Annotated in this window: 19 protein-coding genes; 9 read left to right on the top strand and 10 right to left on the bottom strand. The window is 65.0% G+C overall.

Features of this window, described 5'->3' with window-relative positions; translation table 11 throughout:
* The first annotated feature begins 18 nt into the window (after positions 1 to 18).
* Entirely contained in the window at positions 19 to 1146 is a 1128-nt protein-coding gene (gene hisC / locus FR728_RS13470; protein WP_149893244.1) for a histidinol-phosphate transaminase, read from the top strand.
* Positions 1147 to 1163: 17 nt separating this feature from the next.
* On the top strand, positions 1164 to 2090 hold the full coding sequence (locus FR728_RS13465; protein WP_149893243.1) for a prephenate/arogenate dehydrogenase family protein: 927 nt from the start codon (positions 1164 to 1166) through the stop codon (positions 2088 to 2090).
* A 200-nt stretch (positions 2091 to 2290) separates the two neighbouring features.
* Here FR728_RS13465 and FR728_RS13460 read toward each other — a convergent pair whose 3' ends face one another.
* A complete protein-coding gene (locus tag FR728_RS13460) occupies positions 2291 to 3211 on the bottom strand; it encodes a polyprenyl synthetase family protein (RefSeq protein ID WP_149893242.1) in 921 nt (306 codons plus the stop codon).
* Positions 3212 to 3634: 423 nt separating this feature from the next.
* Here FR728_RS13460 and mtgA point away from each other — a divergent pair, with 423 nt between their 5' ends.
* The 3 genes from mtgA (at position 3635) to FR728_RS13445 (ending at position 5316) form a co-directional block, all read left to right on the top strand.
* On the top strand, positions 3635 to 4327 hold the full coding sequence (mtgA, locus tag FR728_RS13455; protein WP_280115345.1) for a monofunctional biosynthetic peptidoglycan transglycosylase: 693 nt from the start codon (positions 3635 to 3637) through the stop codon (positions 4325 to 4327).
* A 170-nt stretch (positions 4328 to 4497) separates the two neighbouring features.
* Complete coding sequence (gene rpmF / locus FR728_RS13450) at positions 4498 to 4680, top strand: 50S ribosomal protein L32 (protein ID WP_149893240.1); 183 nt, start codon at positions 4498 to 4500, stop codon at positions 4678 to 4680.
* A 216-nt stretch (positions 4681 to 4896) separates the two neighbouring features.
* Positions 4897 to 5316, top strand: a complete 420-nt coding sequence (locus FR728_RS13445) for a hypothetical protein (RefSeq protein WP_149893239.1) — start codon at positions 4897 to 4899, stop codon at positions 5314 to 5316.
* A gap of 103 nt (positions 5317 to 5419) precedes the next feature.
* Here FR728_RS13445 and FR728_RS13440 read toward each other — a convergent pair whose 3' ends face one another.
* The 3 genes from FR728_RS13440 to FR728_RS13430 all read right to left on the bottom strand — a co-directional run bounded on the left by FR728_RS13440 (position 5420) and on the right by FR728_RS13430 (position 8345).
* On the bottom strand, positions 5420 to 6064 hold the full coding sequence (locus FR728_RS13440) for a septation protein A (RefSeq protein ID WP_149893238.1): 645 nt from the start codon (positions 6062 to 6064) through the stop codon (positions 5420 to 5422).
* A 198-nt stretch (positions 6065 to 6262) separates the two neighbouring features.
* Complete coding sequence (gene phbB / locus FR728_RS13435; RefSeq protein ID WP_149893237.1) at positions 6263 to 6991, bottom strand: acetoacetyl-CoA reductase; 729 nt, start codon at positions 6989 to 6991, stop codon at positions 6263 to 6265.
* Positions 6992 to 7163: 172 nt separating this feature from the next.
* Positions 7164 to 8345 (bottom strand): acetyl-CoA C-acetyltransferase, encoded by a 1182-nt coding sequence (locus FR728_RS13430; RefSeq protein ID WP_149893236.1) that lies wholly within the window; start codon positions 8343 to 8345, stop codon positions 7164 to 7166.
* A 339-nt stretch (positions 8346 to 8684) separates the two neighbouring features.
* Here FR728_RS13430 and phaR point away from each other — a divergent pair, with 339 nt between their 5' ends.
* Positions 8685 to 9266 carry a polyhydroxyalkanoate synthesis repressor PhaR gene (phaR, locus tag FR728_RS13425; protein WP_149893235.1) on the top strand — a complete coding sequence of 194 codons (582 nt, stop codon included), beginning with the start codon at positions 8685 to 8687 and terminating at the stop codon, positions 9264 to 9266.
* 184 nt (positions 9267 to 9450) lie between these two features.
* Positions 9451 to 9876 carry a GNAT family N-acetyltransferase gene (locus FR728_RS13420; protein ID WP_149893234.1) on the top strand — a complete coding sequence of 142 codons (426 nt, stop codon included), beginning with the start codon at positions 9451 to 9453 and terminating at the stop codon, positions 9874 to 9876.
* Here the strand turns inward: FR728_RS13420 and FR728_RS13415 are convergent.
* Positions 9873 to 10304: a GlcG/HbpS family heme-binding protein gene (locus FR728_RS13415; RefSeq protein ID WP_149893233.1), complete on the bottom strand. Its 432-nt coding sequence runs from the start codon at positions 10302 to 10304 to the stop codon at positions 9873 to 9875. The two genes, FR728_RS13420 and FR728_RS13415, sit on opposite strands and share 4 nt — an antisense overlap.
* A 123-nt stretch (positions 10305 to 10427) precedes the next feature.
* Here FR728_RS13415 and ggt point away from each other — a divergent pair, with 123 nt between their 5' ends.
* Entirely contained in the window at positions 10428 to 12023 is a 1596-nt protein-coding gene (gene ggt / locus FR728_RS13410) for a gamma-glutamyltransferase (protein ID WP_149893232.1), read from the top strand.
* A gap of 85 nt (positions 12024 to 12108) precedes the next feature.
* On the opposite strand, the gene FR728_RS13405 is transcribed toward ggt, so the two are convergent.
* Both FR728_RS13405 and FR728_RS13400 read right to left on the bottom strand, forming a co-directional pair.
* Positions 12109 to 12444: a hypothetical protein gene (locus FR728_RS13405; protein ID WP_149893231.1), complete on the bottom strand. Its 336-nt coding sequence runs from the start codon at positions 12442 to 12444 to the stop codon at positions 12109 to 12111.
* Positions 12445 to 12579: 135 nt separating this feature from the next.
* Complete coding sequence (locus tag FR728_RS13400; RefSeq protein WP_149893230.1) at positions 12580 to 12876, bottom strand: hypothetical protein; 297 nt, start codon at positions 12874 to 12876, stop codon at positions 12580 to 12582.
* Between the two features lie 270 nt (positions 12877 to 13146).
* On the opposite strand from FR728_RS13400, the gene FR728_RS13395 reads away from it, so the two are divergent.
* Positions 13147 to 13803, top strand: a complete 657-nt coding sequence (locus tag FR728_RS13395; protein ID WP_149893229.1) for a hypothetical protein — start codon at positions 13147 to 13149, stop codon at positions 13801 to 13803.
* Positions 13804 to 13847: 44 nt separating this feature from the next.
* On the opposite strand, the gene FR728_RS13390 is transcribed toward FR728_RS13395, so the two are convergent.
* The 3 genes from FR728_RS13390 to rpmI all read right to left on the bottom strand — a co-directional run bounded on the left by FR728_RS13390 (position 13848) and on the right by rpmI (position 14877).
* Positions 13848 to 14114, bottom strand: coding sequence for a hypothetical protein (locus FR728_RS13390; protein WP_149893228.1), 267 nt, complete (start codon positions 14112 to 14114; stop codon positions 13848 to 13850).
* A gap of 174 nt (positions 14115 to 14288) precedes the next feature.
* On the bottom strand, positions 14289 to 14648 hold the full coding sequence (rplT, locus tag FR728_RS13385) for a 50S ribosomal protein L20 (RefSeq protein WP_149893227.1): 360 nt from the start codon (positions 14646 to 14648) through the stop codon (positions 14289 to 14291).
* Between the two features lie 34 nt (positions 14649 to 14682).
* Positions 14683 to 14877 carry a 50S ribosomal protein L35 gene (rpmI, locus tag FR728_RS13380; RefSeq protein WP_149893226.1) on the bottom strand — a complete coding sequence of 65 codons (195 nt, stop codon included), beginning with the start codon at positions 14875 to 14877 and terminating at the stop codon, positions 14683 to 14685.
* Positions 14878 to 14986: the final 109 nt, after the last annotated feature.

Raw genomic sequence — 14986 nt, 5'->3', positions numbered from 1 at the left:
CCCCGGGGAATTTCCGACATGACCGAGACGACCAGTTCCGTTGCCGACACCACTTCGACCCGCCCCCAGCCGCGCCGTGGCGTGATGGACATTGCCGCCTATGTGCCGGGCAAGTCCAAGGGCAGCCACGGTGTTACCCGGCACAAGCTGTCGTCGAACGAGACCCCGCTGGGCGCCAGCCCGAAGGCCAAGGCCGCCTTCGCCGAGCTGGCCGAGCATCTCGAGCTCTATCCGGACGGCTCTTCCCTTGCCCTGCGTCAGGCCATTGCCGATGTGCACGGCCTCAACGCGGACCGCATTCTCTGCGGCGCCGGGTCGGACGAGGTGCTGTCGCTGATCGCCTATGCCTATCTGGGCGAAGGGGATGAGGCGATCTACACCGAGCACGGCTTCCTAGTTTACGACATCGCCATCAAGGCGGCGGGTGCCACCCCGGTGATCGCACCGGAAAAGAACCTGACCACCGACGTGGATGCCATCCTGGAGCGCGTGACGCCGAAGACCCGGATGGTCTTCCTGGCCAACCCGAACAATCCGACCGGCACCTATCTGCCCTTCGACGAAGTGCGCCGCCTGCATGCCGGGCTGCCGTCCAACGTCCTGCTCGTGCTCGATGCGGCCTATGCGGAATATGTCCGCCGCAACGACTACGAGAGCGGCATGGAGCTGGCTGCCACCGCCGACAACGTGATCATGTCGCGCACCTTCTCCAAGATCTACGGCCTGGCGAACCTGCGTCTCGGCTGGGCCTTCGGTCCGGCCCATGTCATGGATGCGCTCAACCGCATCCGCGGCCCGTTCAACGTGAACGGCCCGGCTCTGGCTGCCGGCATTGCGGCGGTGAAGGACAAGGCCTTCGTCGAGGCTGCGGTCGCTCACAACGAGACCTGGCTGCCGTGGGTTTCGACCGAGCTGGAAGCGCTGGGCCTGACCGTCACTCCGAGCGTCGGCAACTTCGTGCTGATGCATTTCCCCGATGTGGCCGGCAAGCGCGCCGAGGATGCGGATGCCTTCCTGCTCGAGCGCGGTGTCGTTCTGCGCCGGGTGTCCAACTACGGTCTGCCCAACGCCCTGCGCATGTCGATCGGCTCGGAAGAGGCCAACCGCGAGGTTGTCGCTCTCCTGGCCGAGTTCCTGAAGAAGTAAGCCAGCCGCTACCGTCCATGTCCGAACCGCTCTTTCAACGCCTCACCCTGATCGGCATCGGCCTGATCGGGTCCTCCATCGCCCGGGCCGTGAAGGCCCGCGGCCTTGCGGGTCATGTCATCATTGCGGATCAGTCCGAAGTCTCGCTGCGGCGGGCCGAGGATCTGGGCCTCGGGGATCGATATTGCCTGGATGCGGGAGAGGCGGCGGATGGCGCGGATCTGGTGATCCTCTGCACGCCGGTGGGGGCCAGCGGGGCGGTGGCCAAGTGGATCGCTCCCTCCCTCAAGGCGGGTGCGATCCTGAGCGACGTGGGGTCGACCAAGGCCAAGGTGGTGAAGGACGTGCGGCCGCATGTGCCGGCCAATGTCCACTTCATCGCCGGCCACCCGATCGCCGGGACGGAGCAGTCCGGGCCGGACGCGGGCTTTGCCACGCTTTTCGAGAACCGCTGGTGCATCCTCACCCCCGATCAGGCGGAGCAGGATGCGCAGGCGATCGAGCGCCTGTCGGCCTTCTGGCGCGGCATGGGCTCCAATGTGGATGTCATGGACCCGGATCACCACGACCGGGTTCTGGCCATTGTGTCCCACCTGCCGCATCTGATTGCCTACAACATCGTGGGCACGGCGGATGATCTGGAAACGGTCACCAAGTCCGAGGTGATCAAGTATTCCGCCTCCGGTTTCCGTGACTTCACCCGTCTGGCGGCGTCCGATCCGACCATGTGGCGGGACGTGTGCCTGCACAACAAGGACGCGATCCTGGAAATGCTGGGCCGCTTCTCGGAAGACCTGGCTGCCCTGCAGCGCGCCGTACGCTGGGGCGACGGCGACCAGCTCTTCGAGCTCTTCACCCGCACCCGGGGCATCCGCCGCTCGATCATCGAGGCGGGCCAGGAAACCGACGCCCCCGACTTTGGCCGTCCGCACAAGAAGGACTGAGGCTTCAGGGGATCGAGACTCACCCCCCTCTGTCAGCTTGCGCTGACATCTCCCCCGCAAGGGAGGAGAGGGGCGCTCTGCTGGCCGCTTGCTCCTTTCTCCCCCCTTGAGGGGGAGATGTCCCGACTGGGGCAGAGGGGGGGATGGCTTGGGCGTTTCCACAGAGCTATCTGGCGCGCACTTGGCCGATCCTCCCGACCTCAGTGATCCCGGTTGGTGATGAATTCGGCGAGGGCCAGGAGGGGGGCGGCGCGGTCGCCGAAGGGGGCAAGCAGGTCCGATGCCTCGCCCAGAAGCTTTTCCAGTTCCGCCCGCGTCGCGTCGACACCCATCAGGCCGACGAGGGTTGCCTTGCCGGCGGCGGCGTCCTTGCCCGTGGCCTTGCCGGTGGTCTCGGCGCTGGCCTCCACGTCGAGCAGGTCATCGGCCAGCTGGAAGGCCAGACCGATGATCTCGCCGAAGCGGGTGAGCCGCTCCACGTCCTGTGCCGAAGCGTCGGCCAGCAGGGCGCCGGCGCGGCAGGCATAGCGCAGCAGGGCGCCGGTCTTCATGGCCTGAAGCTGGCGGATCTCCTGTTCGCTGCGGGCGCGGGTCTCGGATTCCAGATCCAGCATCTGACCGCCGGCCATGCCGCCGAGGCCTGCCGCGCGGGCGAGGTCCCGGGTCAGGTGCAGGCGCACTGCCGGATCCGCATGAACCTCGTCCAGGGTAATGGCATCGAAGGCCAGGGTGAGCAGCGCGTCTCCCGCAAGGATGGCGGTGGCCTCGTCGAAGGCCTTGTGCACGGTGGGGCGACCCCGGCGCAGATCGTCATCGTCCATGGCGGGCAGGTCGTCATGGACCAGCGAATAGCAATGGATCAATTCCAGGGCCGCTCCGGCCACCAGAACGCCGTCATCCTCGCGCCCGAAGAGGCAGGCGACCTCCGCCACGAGAACCGGCCGCAGACGCTTGCCGCCGCCAAGGGCAGCGTAGCGCATGGCCTCGACCAGACGGTCCGGACGGCAGGTCTCTCCGGCAAGGGGCTGGCGGGCGAGCAGATGCTCGAGCACCGGTTCCAGGCGGGCGCCGATCTGTTTCAGGCGGAGGGTCAGGCTCTCGGTCACGTGGGCATCCGTCATCTGATCGCGGGAAAGTCCGATCCGCAGCCGGCGGATCCGGTCGCCGACGCCATGCGTGGCTGGTTCGCCCGTTCCCTCGCCTGAATTCGATCTGTCGTCAAGCGGTTCCGCTGCGCACCCGCCAGCCTGCCCACCTGCCGGCCAGCACACCGACGACCGCAGGGGCGGCTGGGGACGTGGGGTCCGGCGCCGGGGCGGCAACCTTGCACGGTTTTGGCCGTTGCCTCCCTAGGCTGCGGCACTGGGCTCGTGTAGGGTTCGGCGTTCGTCAGCCTCCCCTGAGGGCGGCGGACGCGAAGGAGCATCAACGTGCAGACGGTCGAAGGTCTTCAGCCGGTCTGGCAATGGGTCGGAGCCAGGATGGGGCGCGGAAGAACGGCAGACGGATCAGGCAATGCACGCAGCAGATGGCGGCTGGCGCGATTGCTTGCCCTGCCGCGCGGCCGCAAGGGCTGGCCCGGGTTTCTGGGCCGTCTGGCGCTGGGGCTGATGCTGCTGCCAGTCATCCTGACCCTGTTCTATTCCGTCGTTCCGCCGATCAGCACCCTGATGGTCGGGCGCTGGGCGCAGCTTCTGTGGGTGGACCGACAGTGGCGCTCGCTGGACGAAATCTCGCCCGCACTCGTTCAGGCGGTGATCACCTCCGAGGATGCCCGTTTTTGCGAGCACGGGGGCGTCGACTGGACGGCCTTGCGCAAGCAGATGGAGCTGCTGGGCGACGGAGAAGCCCCACGTGGCGCCTCGACGCTGACCATGCAGACCGCGAAGAACCTGTTTCTCTGGAACGGCCGGTCCTATCTGCGCAAGGGGCTGGAGCTGCCGCTGGCGGTGATGCTCGACGCGCTGCTGACCAAGCGCCGGATCATGGAGATTTATCTGAATGTTGCGGAGTGGGGCGAAGGCATCTTCGGAGCCGAGGCCGCGGCCCAGGCCTGGTTCGGCAAACCGGCGAAGGACCTGACCCGCACGGAGGCGGCGCGGCTGGCCACGGCCCTGCCCAATCCGCATGAGCGCAATCCGGCCAAGCCCTCGGCAGGCCACAGGAAATTGTCCGCCACCAATGTCGCGCGGGTGCGTCAGGCCGGGCCGATCTTTTCCTGTGTGCTGGGCAGTTGACCGGGCCGAAAAACCCGCTACAAAGCGCAGGCAAGAAAAATTCCCTGATGGGCTGGCAAAATGCGGATGATCCCTGTATAACGCCGCCCATTCCAACACGCTGCGTGACGCCACGCCCCGGGCTGACCCCGGTCCGGGCCGCGCGACTATGGACCACGGAGAAAAACAACATGGCCGTTCCGAAGAGAAAAACTTCGCGCATGAAGCGCGGTTTTCGCCGTTCCGCGGACGCCCTGAAGCAGCCGGCTTACGTCGAGGACAAGGATTCGGGCGAACTGCGTCGCCCGCATCACGTTGACCTGAAGTCCGGCATGTACCGGGGCCGTCAGATCCTGACGGTGAAGGAAGACTAATTGTCTTTCTCGCTGACGGGTCGCATGGCGACTTCTCAATGAGATCAAGGCCGTCCCTCTCGGGCGGCCTTTTTCTTTGCCCGGTGCGTTCTCTGCGTGGCGCGCTGTGCCTGCTTGTGGTGCCGGCGTGCCGAACCATCTGTCATCCAGCCGGTTTACCTGTAGAGTGACGCGAGGTCGCGTCGTCTGCTTCCGGTCTGCAACAGAGGTTTCCGCATGGCTTTCCTGGCTTCCCTGCCGCTCACGATTCTCCCCTTCCTCGTCTACAACGTACTGGCGCTCTTCGGCGGGCCGGGCCTGTCGTTCCAGTCGGAAATGTTCTCGGTGCCGATGGTGTCGGGGGCACGGTTCGCCATGACCTTCGCCGACCTGCTGGTCGCGAGCGCGCTGATCCTGCTGTTCTTCGAGATCCTCAAGGCGACGAAGATCGGCAAGGCCGCCCTGATCGATCATATCCTCTCGGTTCTGGTCTTCGTGGCCTATCTGGTGGAGTTCCTGATCGTGCCGCAGGCGGCCACGTCGCTCTTCTTCATCCTGATGGTGGTGTCGCTGGTCGACGTGATCGCCGGCTTTTCCATCTCCATCACCGGCGCGCGCCGGGACGTGACCTTCGGTCCGGGCGAAGGGCATTACTGAGCCGGGGCTCCGGGCCACGCGACGATTCCCTCACCGCAGTCATCCCCGGTCAAGCCGGGGATGACGGGGTGTGGCAGAGGCGTGGACGACGAGGAGGGCCGGGTCAGGCCTTGTCCTGGCCCTCTTGTACCAGCGCATGGCGCTGGAGGACCGGCAGCTGGCAGAGGGCGAAGACGAAGGTCAGGGGCATGACGCCGAAGACCTTGAAACTGACCCAGAAATCGGTCGAGAAATTGCGCCAGACGATCTCGTTGATGGCGGCCAGCACGAAGAAGAAGAGGCCCCAGCGAAGGGTCAGGAGGCGCCAGCCTTCATTGGTGAGGCGGAAGGCGCCGTCGAAGACATAGCCCAGGAAGGACTTTCCGAAGACCAGCCCGCCCAGCAGCACCGCGCCGAAGAGGCAATTGACGATGGTTGGCTTCAGCTTGATGAAGAGGTCGTCGTGGAGCCACAGGGTCAGCGTGCCGAAAACCAGAACCACCACGCCGGTGACAAGCGGCATGATCGGCAGGCGCTTCGTCAGCCAGAGGGAGACTGCCAGCGAGAGCGTGATCGCCACCATGAAGGCGGCGGTGGCCAGGAAGATCGGCTTGCCAAGGGCCTGCAAGGCCGGCAGAGCGCTGGCGATCTGCTCGCCGCGGGCATTGAACAGGAAGAAGACGCCAAGCGGCCCCAGCTCCAGCGCCAGCTTCAGCAGCGGCGACATGTCCTTGCGGGTGGGATCGTTCGGGGCGTGTTCGAATTCCATGAGTGTCTCGGCTCCCGCTTGGCGGTGTGAGGTCTGATCCCGGGGAAATAGGCAACGGGGGTATGTCAGGTCAAGGCTCTACAAGTACGTTTGATCGCCCAGGAAAGCGGCGGAAAAGCGGTGGCACTGCCTGCCGCACATGACAAGGGCGCCCGCAGGCGCCCTCGCAGTCGTCGGGAATAGAGCCTTTCGGCCGGATCAGCCGTTGGCGATATACTGGCCGCCGTTGATGGTCATGACCGCGCCGGTCATGAAGGCGGCGGCGTCGGAGGCCAGATAGACCACGGTCTGGGCGATCTCCTCCGGGTGGCCCAGGCGGCCGACCGGAATGTTGGAGATGATGCTTTCCAGAACCTTCTCCGGCATGGCGGCGACCATGTCCGTGTTGATGTAGCCCGGGCAGACGCAGTTGACGGTGATGCCCTTGAAGGCATTTTCCTGAGCCAGCGCCTTGGTGAAGCCGATCACGCCGGCCTTGGCGGCGGAGTAGTTCGTCTGGCCCATCTGGCCCTTCTGGCCATTGATCGACGAGATGTTGATGATCCGGCCGGACGAACGGGCACGCATGCCCTCGATCACCGGGCGGGTCATCGTGAACATGCTGTCCAGGTTGGTGGAGATGACGGCCTTCCACTGATCGAAGGTCATCTTGTGGAACATGCCGTCCTTGGTGATGCCGGCGTTGTTGACCAGAACCTCGACGGGTCCGAGCTCGGATTCCACCTGCGCAATGCCTGCGGCGCATTCTTCCGGGTGGGAGACATCCCACTTGTAGACGTGAATGCCGGTTTCAGCCTTGAAGGCCTCTGCCTTTTCCGTGTTTCCCGCGTAGGTCGCGGCCACGGTGTAGCCCGCGTCCTTCAACCCACGGGAAATCGCTTCCCCAATTCCGCGCGTGCCGCCGGTTACCAGTGCGACCTTGCTCATTCCACCCTCCTCGGATCTTCTCTCTTACGACTTGTTCATTCCCCTTATCTTTCAATGCAATGACAGTGCCATTTCAGGGGCTGTCATTGCACCTATCCTTTGGGCCAAGAGCGCGCGGCCCTGGCCGGCAGGCTCCCTCGCGGGAGCCTGCGGTCGCTTGCGTGGGAAGCGCTCAGCGCTCCAGGCACATGGCAACGCCCATGCCGCCGCCGATGCACAGGGTGGCAAGGCCCTTCTTGGCGTCGCGACGCCCCATTTCGTGCAGCAGGGTGGTCAGAATGCGGGCACCGGAAGCGCCGATCGGGTGACCGATGGCGATGGCGCCGCCGTTCACGTTCACGATGTCCGGGTTCCAGCCCATGTCCTTGTTCACGGCGCAGGCCTGTGCGGCGAAGGCTTCGTTGGCTTCCACCAGGTCCAGCTCGGAAGCTGCCCAGCCGGCCTTCTCGAGCGCCTTGCGGGAGGCCGGGATCGGGCCGGTGCCCATGATCGACGGATCAACGCCAGCGGTTGCCCAGGAGGCGATGCGGGCCAGCGGGGTGAGGCCGCGGCGCTCGGCTTCGGCGGCGCTCATGACCAGGATGGCGGCTGCGCCGTCATTGATGCCCGATGCGTTGCCGGCGGTCACCGAGCCGTCCTTGGTGAAGGCGGGGCGGAGCTTGGCGACGCTGTCCAGGGTGGCGCCGTGGCGGATGTATTCATCGTCCTCGACGATGGTGTCGCCCTTGCGTCCCTTCACGACGAAGGGCGTGATCTCGTCCTTGAACTTGCCGGCCTTCTGGGCGGCCTCGGCCTTGTTCTGGGAGGCGACGGCGAACTCATCCTGCTGATCGCGGGAGATCTGCCACTTTTCGGCAACGTTCTCGGCGGTCTGGCCCATGTGGTAGCCGTTGAAGGCATCCCACAGGCCGTCCTTGATCATGGTGTCGATCATCTTGTAGTCGCCCATCTTGTAGCCGGCGCGCATGTGGGCGCAGTGCGGCGAAAGCGACATGTTTTCCTGACCGCCCGCCATCATGATGGTGGCGTCGCCGGTGAGGATCTGCTGGGCGGCAATGGCCACGGTGCGCAGGCCCGAGCCGCAGACCTGGTTCAGCAGCCAGGCGGTGGAGCTTTCGGAAATGCCGGCGGCGATGGCGGCCTGGCGGGCCGGGTTCTGGCCCTGGCCGGCGGTGAGCACCTGGCCGAAGACGACTTCATCGATCTCTGAGCCGGACACGCCGGCCTTTTCCATCGCGGCCTTCATGACGGCAGCACCCAGTTCATGGGCCGGAATGGAAGCGAAGGAGCCATTGAAGGATCCGACGGGGGTGCGGGTCGCGGCAACAATTACGGCCTGGTTGGAAGCGCTCATGATCTACTCCGGGTTCGTCCTCCTGACAGTCGCAAGCCCGGCCCTTTCGGCCCTCCTTGTGCACTGCGGCTGCCTTGTCAGGCTCGACTAGAAGACGTGGTTAAGTGGATGTCAACCGTTGTTCCGGCTGCCATGAAATCAGGCAGATGGGCTTCGTGCATTGCGATTAGTCAATTCGCGCAAGTTGCTGCCGGGGCATGAAAAGACTGGTCAGCCTCCTGTTTCTTGGCATAGTCTGAAAGGCGGAGGAGTTTGGCGGTGCACCATGGGTGCGCGGCCGAAGGGTATGTGCCTCGGGCGCTCATCCCGTCCGGAGGACAATTTCGACGGAAGACGTGAATGGCCAAGACCAGCGAGCCGACAATCATCAAGAAATACGCCAATCGCCGCCTCTACAACACGGGGACCAGCACCTATGTGACGCTGGAAGACCTGGCGGTGATGGTGAAGGGTGAGGAAGACTTCATCGTCTATGACGCCAAGTCCGGGGAGGACATCACCCGATCGGTTCTGACCCAGATCATCTTCGAGCAGGAAGGCAAGGGGCAGAACCTGCTGCCGGTCACGTTCCTGCGCCAGCTGATCCGCTTCTATGGCGACAGCATGCAGGGACTGGTGCCCAGCTTCCTGGAATATTCCATGACGTCGCTGACCCAGGAGCAGGACAAGTTGCGCTCCCAGATGAGCGAGGCCTTCGGTGTCAATGCCTTCGATGCGATCGAGGAGCAGGTCAAGCGCAACACCGAGATGTTCGAACGGGCGATGAAGATGTTCATGCCGTTTGCGCCCACCATGGAGACCGCCGGCGCCAGCGCCACCAAGGCAGCCCCCAAGGCGGAACCGGCGACTGACCTGGACGACATGAAGAAGCAGCTGGCCGCCATGCAGGCGCAGCTGACCGCTCTCAGCGAAAAGAAGTAAGACCCGGTGTCAGGGGGGCAGTGATCCGATCCTGCGCCGGTTCGAGGACCGGGGCGGAACGATCCTGCCCCTTGCCCGCCGTCCGGATCTGGTTCCGGCGGTTGCGCGGCTCTACGAGGCCGAATGGCCGGGCTGGTATGGCAGCGGCGGGCCGGGAGACGCGCTTGCCGAATTGCATGCGGCCATGAGCGATGACGGGGCGTTGCCCTGGGCTCTGGTCGCACTTGCAGGCGGTGGCGTGGCCCGGGGCTTGGATGGGGGCGTGGCTCGCGGCGTCGAAGGCGCTGCGGAGGCCGTATCCGTGCCCGAGGTTCTGGGCACGGTCTGCCTGCGCGATACGTCGCCGGGCAGCGAGCTGCATCCGGGCGCCTGGCTGACAGCGCTTGTGGTCGATCCCGAAGGACGCGGACAGGGCATCGCGAGCGCGCTGATTGCCGCGGCCGAGACGGCGGCCCGCGCAATGGGGTTCGACCGGCTCCACACCTCCACGGACAGTGCCGCATCGCTTCTTGCCCGCCGTGGCTGGAAGAAGATCGGGGAGACCCGGTCGGGGCGCGGCGCGCTGGATATCTACGCGCAGCGCCTCGATGAGATGTCAGCCGAAGCCTAGCCGCAGTCGGCGATGAGCCCGACGGCCGCGATGCCGGCGAGGGCTGCGGCCTCGTCATTGTCGGAAGTGTCGCCGGTGATGCCCACGGCACCGACCACGTCACCGTCCTCGTCCTTCATCAGCACGCCGCCGGGAACCGGCACGATGCCGCCGCCGGCCACGCCGTTCAGGGCCTGGACGAAATGGGGCCGGCTCTCCGCATTGGCATTGAGCCAGCGGGTGCCGGTGCCGACGGCGAGCGCGCCGAAGGCCTTCCCCTGTGCGATCTGGGGACGCATGATCGACGAGCCGTCCTGGCGGGACAGGGCGGTGAGGTGGCCACCGGCGTCGAGCACGGCAACGGTCAGGGGCTTCAGGCCGAGTTCCCTGGCCTTTGCATAGCTGGCAGAAATGATTTGCTCTGCCATCGAAAGTGTCAGTTTGCGCAAGGCCCGGTTTCTCCTTAATACAGGGTGGTTCTCACGGAGATGGCTAACAGATCCGCGTGGTCGGGAACACAAACATAAGCAACAAAGGATTTCCTCCGAAGAGGAAACATTCTGGAGGCTGTTTTGAGACGTGATTTCGAGGCCCCTGGCCGCTCCCCCGTCTATGCTCGCGAGGCGGCGGTCGCCACCTCCCACCCGCTGGCCACGTCCGCGGCGATTGAGGTCCTGCAGTCCGGCGGCAATGCGGTGGATGCTGCAATCGCGGCGGCTGCGGTCCAGTGCGTCGTCGAACCGCAGATGACCGGCATCGGCGGGGATCTCTTTGCCATCGTCACCGAGCCGGATGGCCGCATGGCCGGCTTCAACGGGTCGGGCGCGGCGCCCAAGGCATTGACGCCGGCCTTGCTGGCAGAGCGCGGTGTCGACGCCATAGAGGCGACCTCCGCCCACGCGGTCACCGTTCCGGGCGCTGTCCGGGCCTGGGAAACCCTGCTCAAGGCACATGGCAGCCGCAACTTCCGCCAGCTTCTGAAGCGGGCGATCGACTATGCCGACAACGGTTTCCCGGTGGCACCGCGCGTCAATCGGGACTGGGAGGCCGCGGTGCCGAAGCTGCGCGCCAACAAGGCTGCCGCCGCATCCTACCTGGTCGATGGGGAAGCGCCGGAAATCGGCAGCATCATGAAGTTCCCCCGTCTGGCCGAGACCCTGCGGGCGATTGCCTCCGACGGGGCGGACGGGTTCTACACCGGTGAGGTGGCCGAAGACATCGTCGCGACGCTGAAGGAGCTCGGCGGGGTGATGACCCTCGACGATCTGGCAGCCGCTCACACCACGGCGGTTGCGCCGGTGCTGCGTGACTATCGCGGTCACACGATTGCCGAGCTGCCGCCCAATGGGCAGGGCGTCATCGCGCTGGTCATGCTGGGTCTGCTCGAGCGTTTCGATCTGGGGGCCTTCTCGCCGATTTCGGCAGAGCGCTACCACCTGGAGATGGAGGCGGCCCGCATCGCCTATGCGGTGCGTGACAAGTTCATCACCGATCCCAACTACATGGACATCGGTACCGCACGCCTGCTGTCGGAAGACTATATCGACCAGCTGGCACGCATGATCCGTCTGGATCGTCGTCTGGAGGAAGTGCCGGGCAACAGCCTCGCGCCGCAGACCGACACGATCTACCTGTCGGTGGTCGACAAGGACGGCCTGTCCGTGTCGCTCATCCAGTCCGTGTTCCAGTCCTTCGGCAGCGGCATTCTGGCGGCCGACAGTGGCGTCATGCTGCACAACCGCGGCTTCTCCTTCAAGGCGAAGCCGGGCTTTGCCAACACGATCGACGGCGGCAAGCGGCCGATGCACACGATCATTCCGGCCTTCGGCCTGAAGGACGGGCATCCCTGGCTGTCCTTCGGCGTCATGGGTGGCCATTACCAGGCCTGCGGCCATGCCCATCTGATCACGAACATCGTCGACTACGGCATGGACCCGCAGATGGCGATCGACTTCCCGCGCATGTTCTTCGATATGGACACCCATGCGCTGGAGGCCGAGAAGCTGATCCCGGCATCGACCCTCGACGGGCTCAAGGACTTCGGCCACGAGGTGCGCCGGACGAAGGAAGCCATCGGCGGATCCCAGGCCATCATGATCGACCGGGCCAAGGGCCTGCTCATCGCCGGGTCCGACCCGCGCAAGGACGGTCACGCTGCCGGCTACTGATGCCGCGATTGCAGGACGTTTCAGATGTGAAAAGGGGCCGGCAGATGCCGGCCCCTTTTTCGTACCGTCGCGGGGAAGCGGTCGGTCAAAAACTCTTTGCCAGAAGGTGGCCGGTGGCATGGTCCATGGCGGTGCGGCCGCCAGCACGATAGGCGGAGGCACTGGCCCGGGTCGCCATGCGGTAGCTGGCGCCCTCGAGCGCCATCTGTTCGGCCAGCTCGTTCAGGATCGGAGAATAGGCAAGGGTCTCCGTGCCGGAGCTGAGGGAAGAGGCCGCCGGGGCAGGGGAGGTCTGCTCCCGGCGGTCACTCTTTTCAAGACGGAAGGGACGGCGCGGTCGGCTACCCGCCCGGGAGTGGGACGCGTCCTTCTGGCCCGAGGGGACGAGGGGCGGAAGAAGGCTGGGGAGTGGGGATCGCATGACCTGCATCATCTGACCTTTCCGTCGATGGTGGCCGTTCGGCGGCCTCTTGGTGTTAACGCGATCCCGGAGTTAATGGTTCCTTAACGGCGTGACTGTGCTGCCCGTCACGATTTTCAGCTTTGGCGACCGGCCTCAGAATTCGCGCGAGAGCACGTGTCCGGCCTCGCGGCGGCGCGGGCTGGCAGCCGTCTCGCGGTACTTGTTCACGCCCACTTCCGGTTCGCACTGGCGCTTGAAACGGGTCTGCGCGTCCCCGTCGCGGGTGGCGATGAGATGGGCGAGGAAGGGGATGCTCGGGCGATAGCGGCCGATAAAGGCATCGTGATCGCGCTCGATCTTCTTGGTTTCCAGAGGAACAAGTTCGTAAGCCGTGCGCCGGCGTTCCCGGCGCTGGGGCTGTTCGTCGCTGATCGGGCGTTTCCGCCTCATGTTGGAACGCCCCTGGGAGCCGATAGGATCAATACGCACCAAAACCGCCTATGACTGTCTCACTTTGGCACGGAGGGCCCGTGCTCAGCGTTTGCGTCGCAATCCCCATGCCAGAATTGACAGATTGTTAACTTTTGACCGAGGGAAAGGTTGAGGTGGTGGGGTCAAAAGTTAACGGGATGAGAGGTTCCGCAGCTGGTGTGGTGGCGCGAAGAGACGCATAATCAGCGGATTCCTGCAGCTTTATGGGATGAAGGAGAAGGACGGCCCATGACCGGAACAGGCTGCTCGCGAAGGCTTGGAGCGGGACTGCGCACCTCGCTTGCGCTCGTGATCCTGGGTCTCGTGGGTGTCGCGCCCGGCCCCATGGCGGCACAGGGGACCCTGCCGGAGGGGGCGCGCGTCCCATTTCAGGGCCGGTGGACGACCGGGTGTTTCAAGTTGGGCATGTACGGCCGCAACGGGGTGATCGTGCGGCTGCATGTCTCTGCCTTGGGCGGGCTCGACGCGGAGGCGCAGATGTTCGCGTCGCCGGGCTGTGACCGACCGACCATGCTGGCGCGCTATGTGGGTCAGATTACCCGGGCCGATGACGAGGGACTGGTGGACCTGCTGGTCGGGCGGGTCAGCCTGAGTGTCAGCGACGCGGAGACCCTGCGCCTGTTCAATGCCGAGCCGGAGCTTCTGGGCTGCGGTTTTGGCGCGGAAGCCCCGTGGCAGCTGCACGAGCTGCGAGACGTTTCCGGGCGGGTCTGCGGAGGCCAGGCCTTCCCCGTCGCCGGCAGCATGCTGGAGGATCGGTTCTGGATCGATGAGGGCGGCTTGCGCTTCGGGATCCTGCCGCTGGCGCTTCAGGGTGGCCAGCGTCCGGAGGTTCCGGGGCAGGTGCGGTTCTACAAGACGGGTCTGGCCAGCGCGGGCGACTAGAGTTGCCCTTCAGGGGAAAGCCGTGGAGTGGCCTTAGCCGCAGCTCAGCCGCGCCGGAGGAGGCGCAGGCACAGCGCGACGGACCCCGCTGTGAGGACCAGCACCCCCAGCGCCAGACCCGCAACGATGATCTGCCAGTGGATGGATTTCACGACGCACCAGCCGAAGAGGCATTCGACGCCGAAGACGGGAAGGGCTTCGAGCACCACGAGCGCAACGATCCACGGCCCGAAGATCCAGAGGGTCGGGATGTCGATCTCGAGATCCTCTTCGGGTGCATCCTGCGGGAGATCGGGACGTCCGCCTTGCATGGTCAGTTCCCTCGTTCCCGGCGCAAAGGTCGCCGCTGCAACCATGAGACCCGATAATTCGCCGGCGCACAAGTCACAGCTGCAGATGGGTGTGGCAAAAAGAAAGGGCGCGCCTGTCTTGCGACGGGCGCGCCCTGAAAGTGTGCTGCGGGATCTGTTAGATCCCGGAAAGACTTAGGCAGCCACTGCAGCCTTGGCCTTTTCAACCAGAGCCTTGAAGGCTTCCGGCTGGTTCACGGCCAGGTCAGCGAGAACCTTGCGGTCCACTTCGATGCCGGCCTTGTTCAGACCGTCGATGAAGCGGCCATAGGTCAGGCCTTCCATGCGGGTGGCAGCGTTGATGCGCTGGATCCAGAGCGAGCGGAAGTTCCGCTTCTTGACCTTGCGGTCGCGGTACGCGTACTGGGCTGCCTTTTCGACAGCCTGCTTGGCGACGCGGATGGTGTTCTTGCGGCGGCCGTAGTAGCCCTTGGCTGCCTTCAGAACCTTCTTGTGACGAGCGTGGGCGGTAACGCCCCGTTTGACGCGCGACATGGGAATTCTCCTTTAAAGTGGGGTGCTCGGGGGCTTAGCCTTGCAGGAACTGCTTCACGATCTTCGCATCCTGCGGAGCCAGCGTGGACATGCCACGTGCCTTGCGGATGAACTTGTTCGTGCGCTTGATCATGCCGTGACGCTTGCCGGCCTGAGCAGCTTTCACCTTGCCGCTTGCCGTCAGTTTGAAGCGCTTCTTGGCGCCAGACTTGGTCTTCAGCTTGGGCATTTTGCATCCTTTCGTTGGTGTGACGGAGTTTCCGCCACGTTACTTTTTGGTGCATCGAGAAGTCGACACGGCATGCCCGTGATGCTTTGTCGGGGGGCGCTGCACTCGG

It is taken from the genome of Roseibium aestuarii (assembly GCF_008477545.1).
Classification (GTDB): domain Bacteria; phylum Pseudomonadota; class Alphaproteobacteria; order Rhizobiales; family Stappiaceae; genus Roseibium; species Roseibium aestuarii.
Note: the sequence above shows the minus strand (reverse complement) of the source record. Positions and strands in the feature narration are given on the sequence as shown.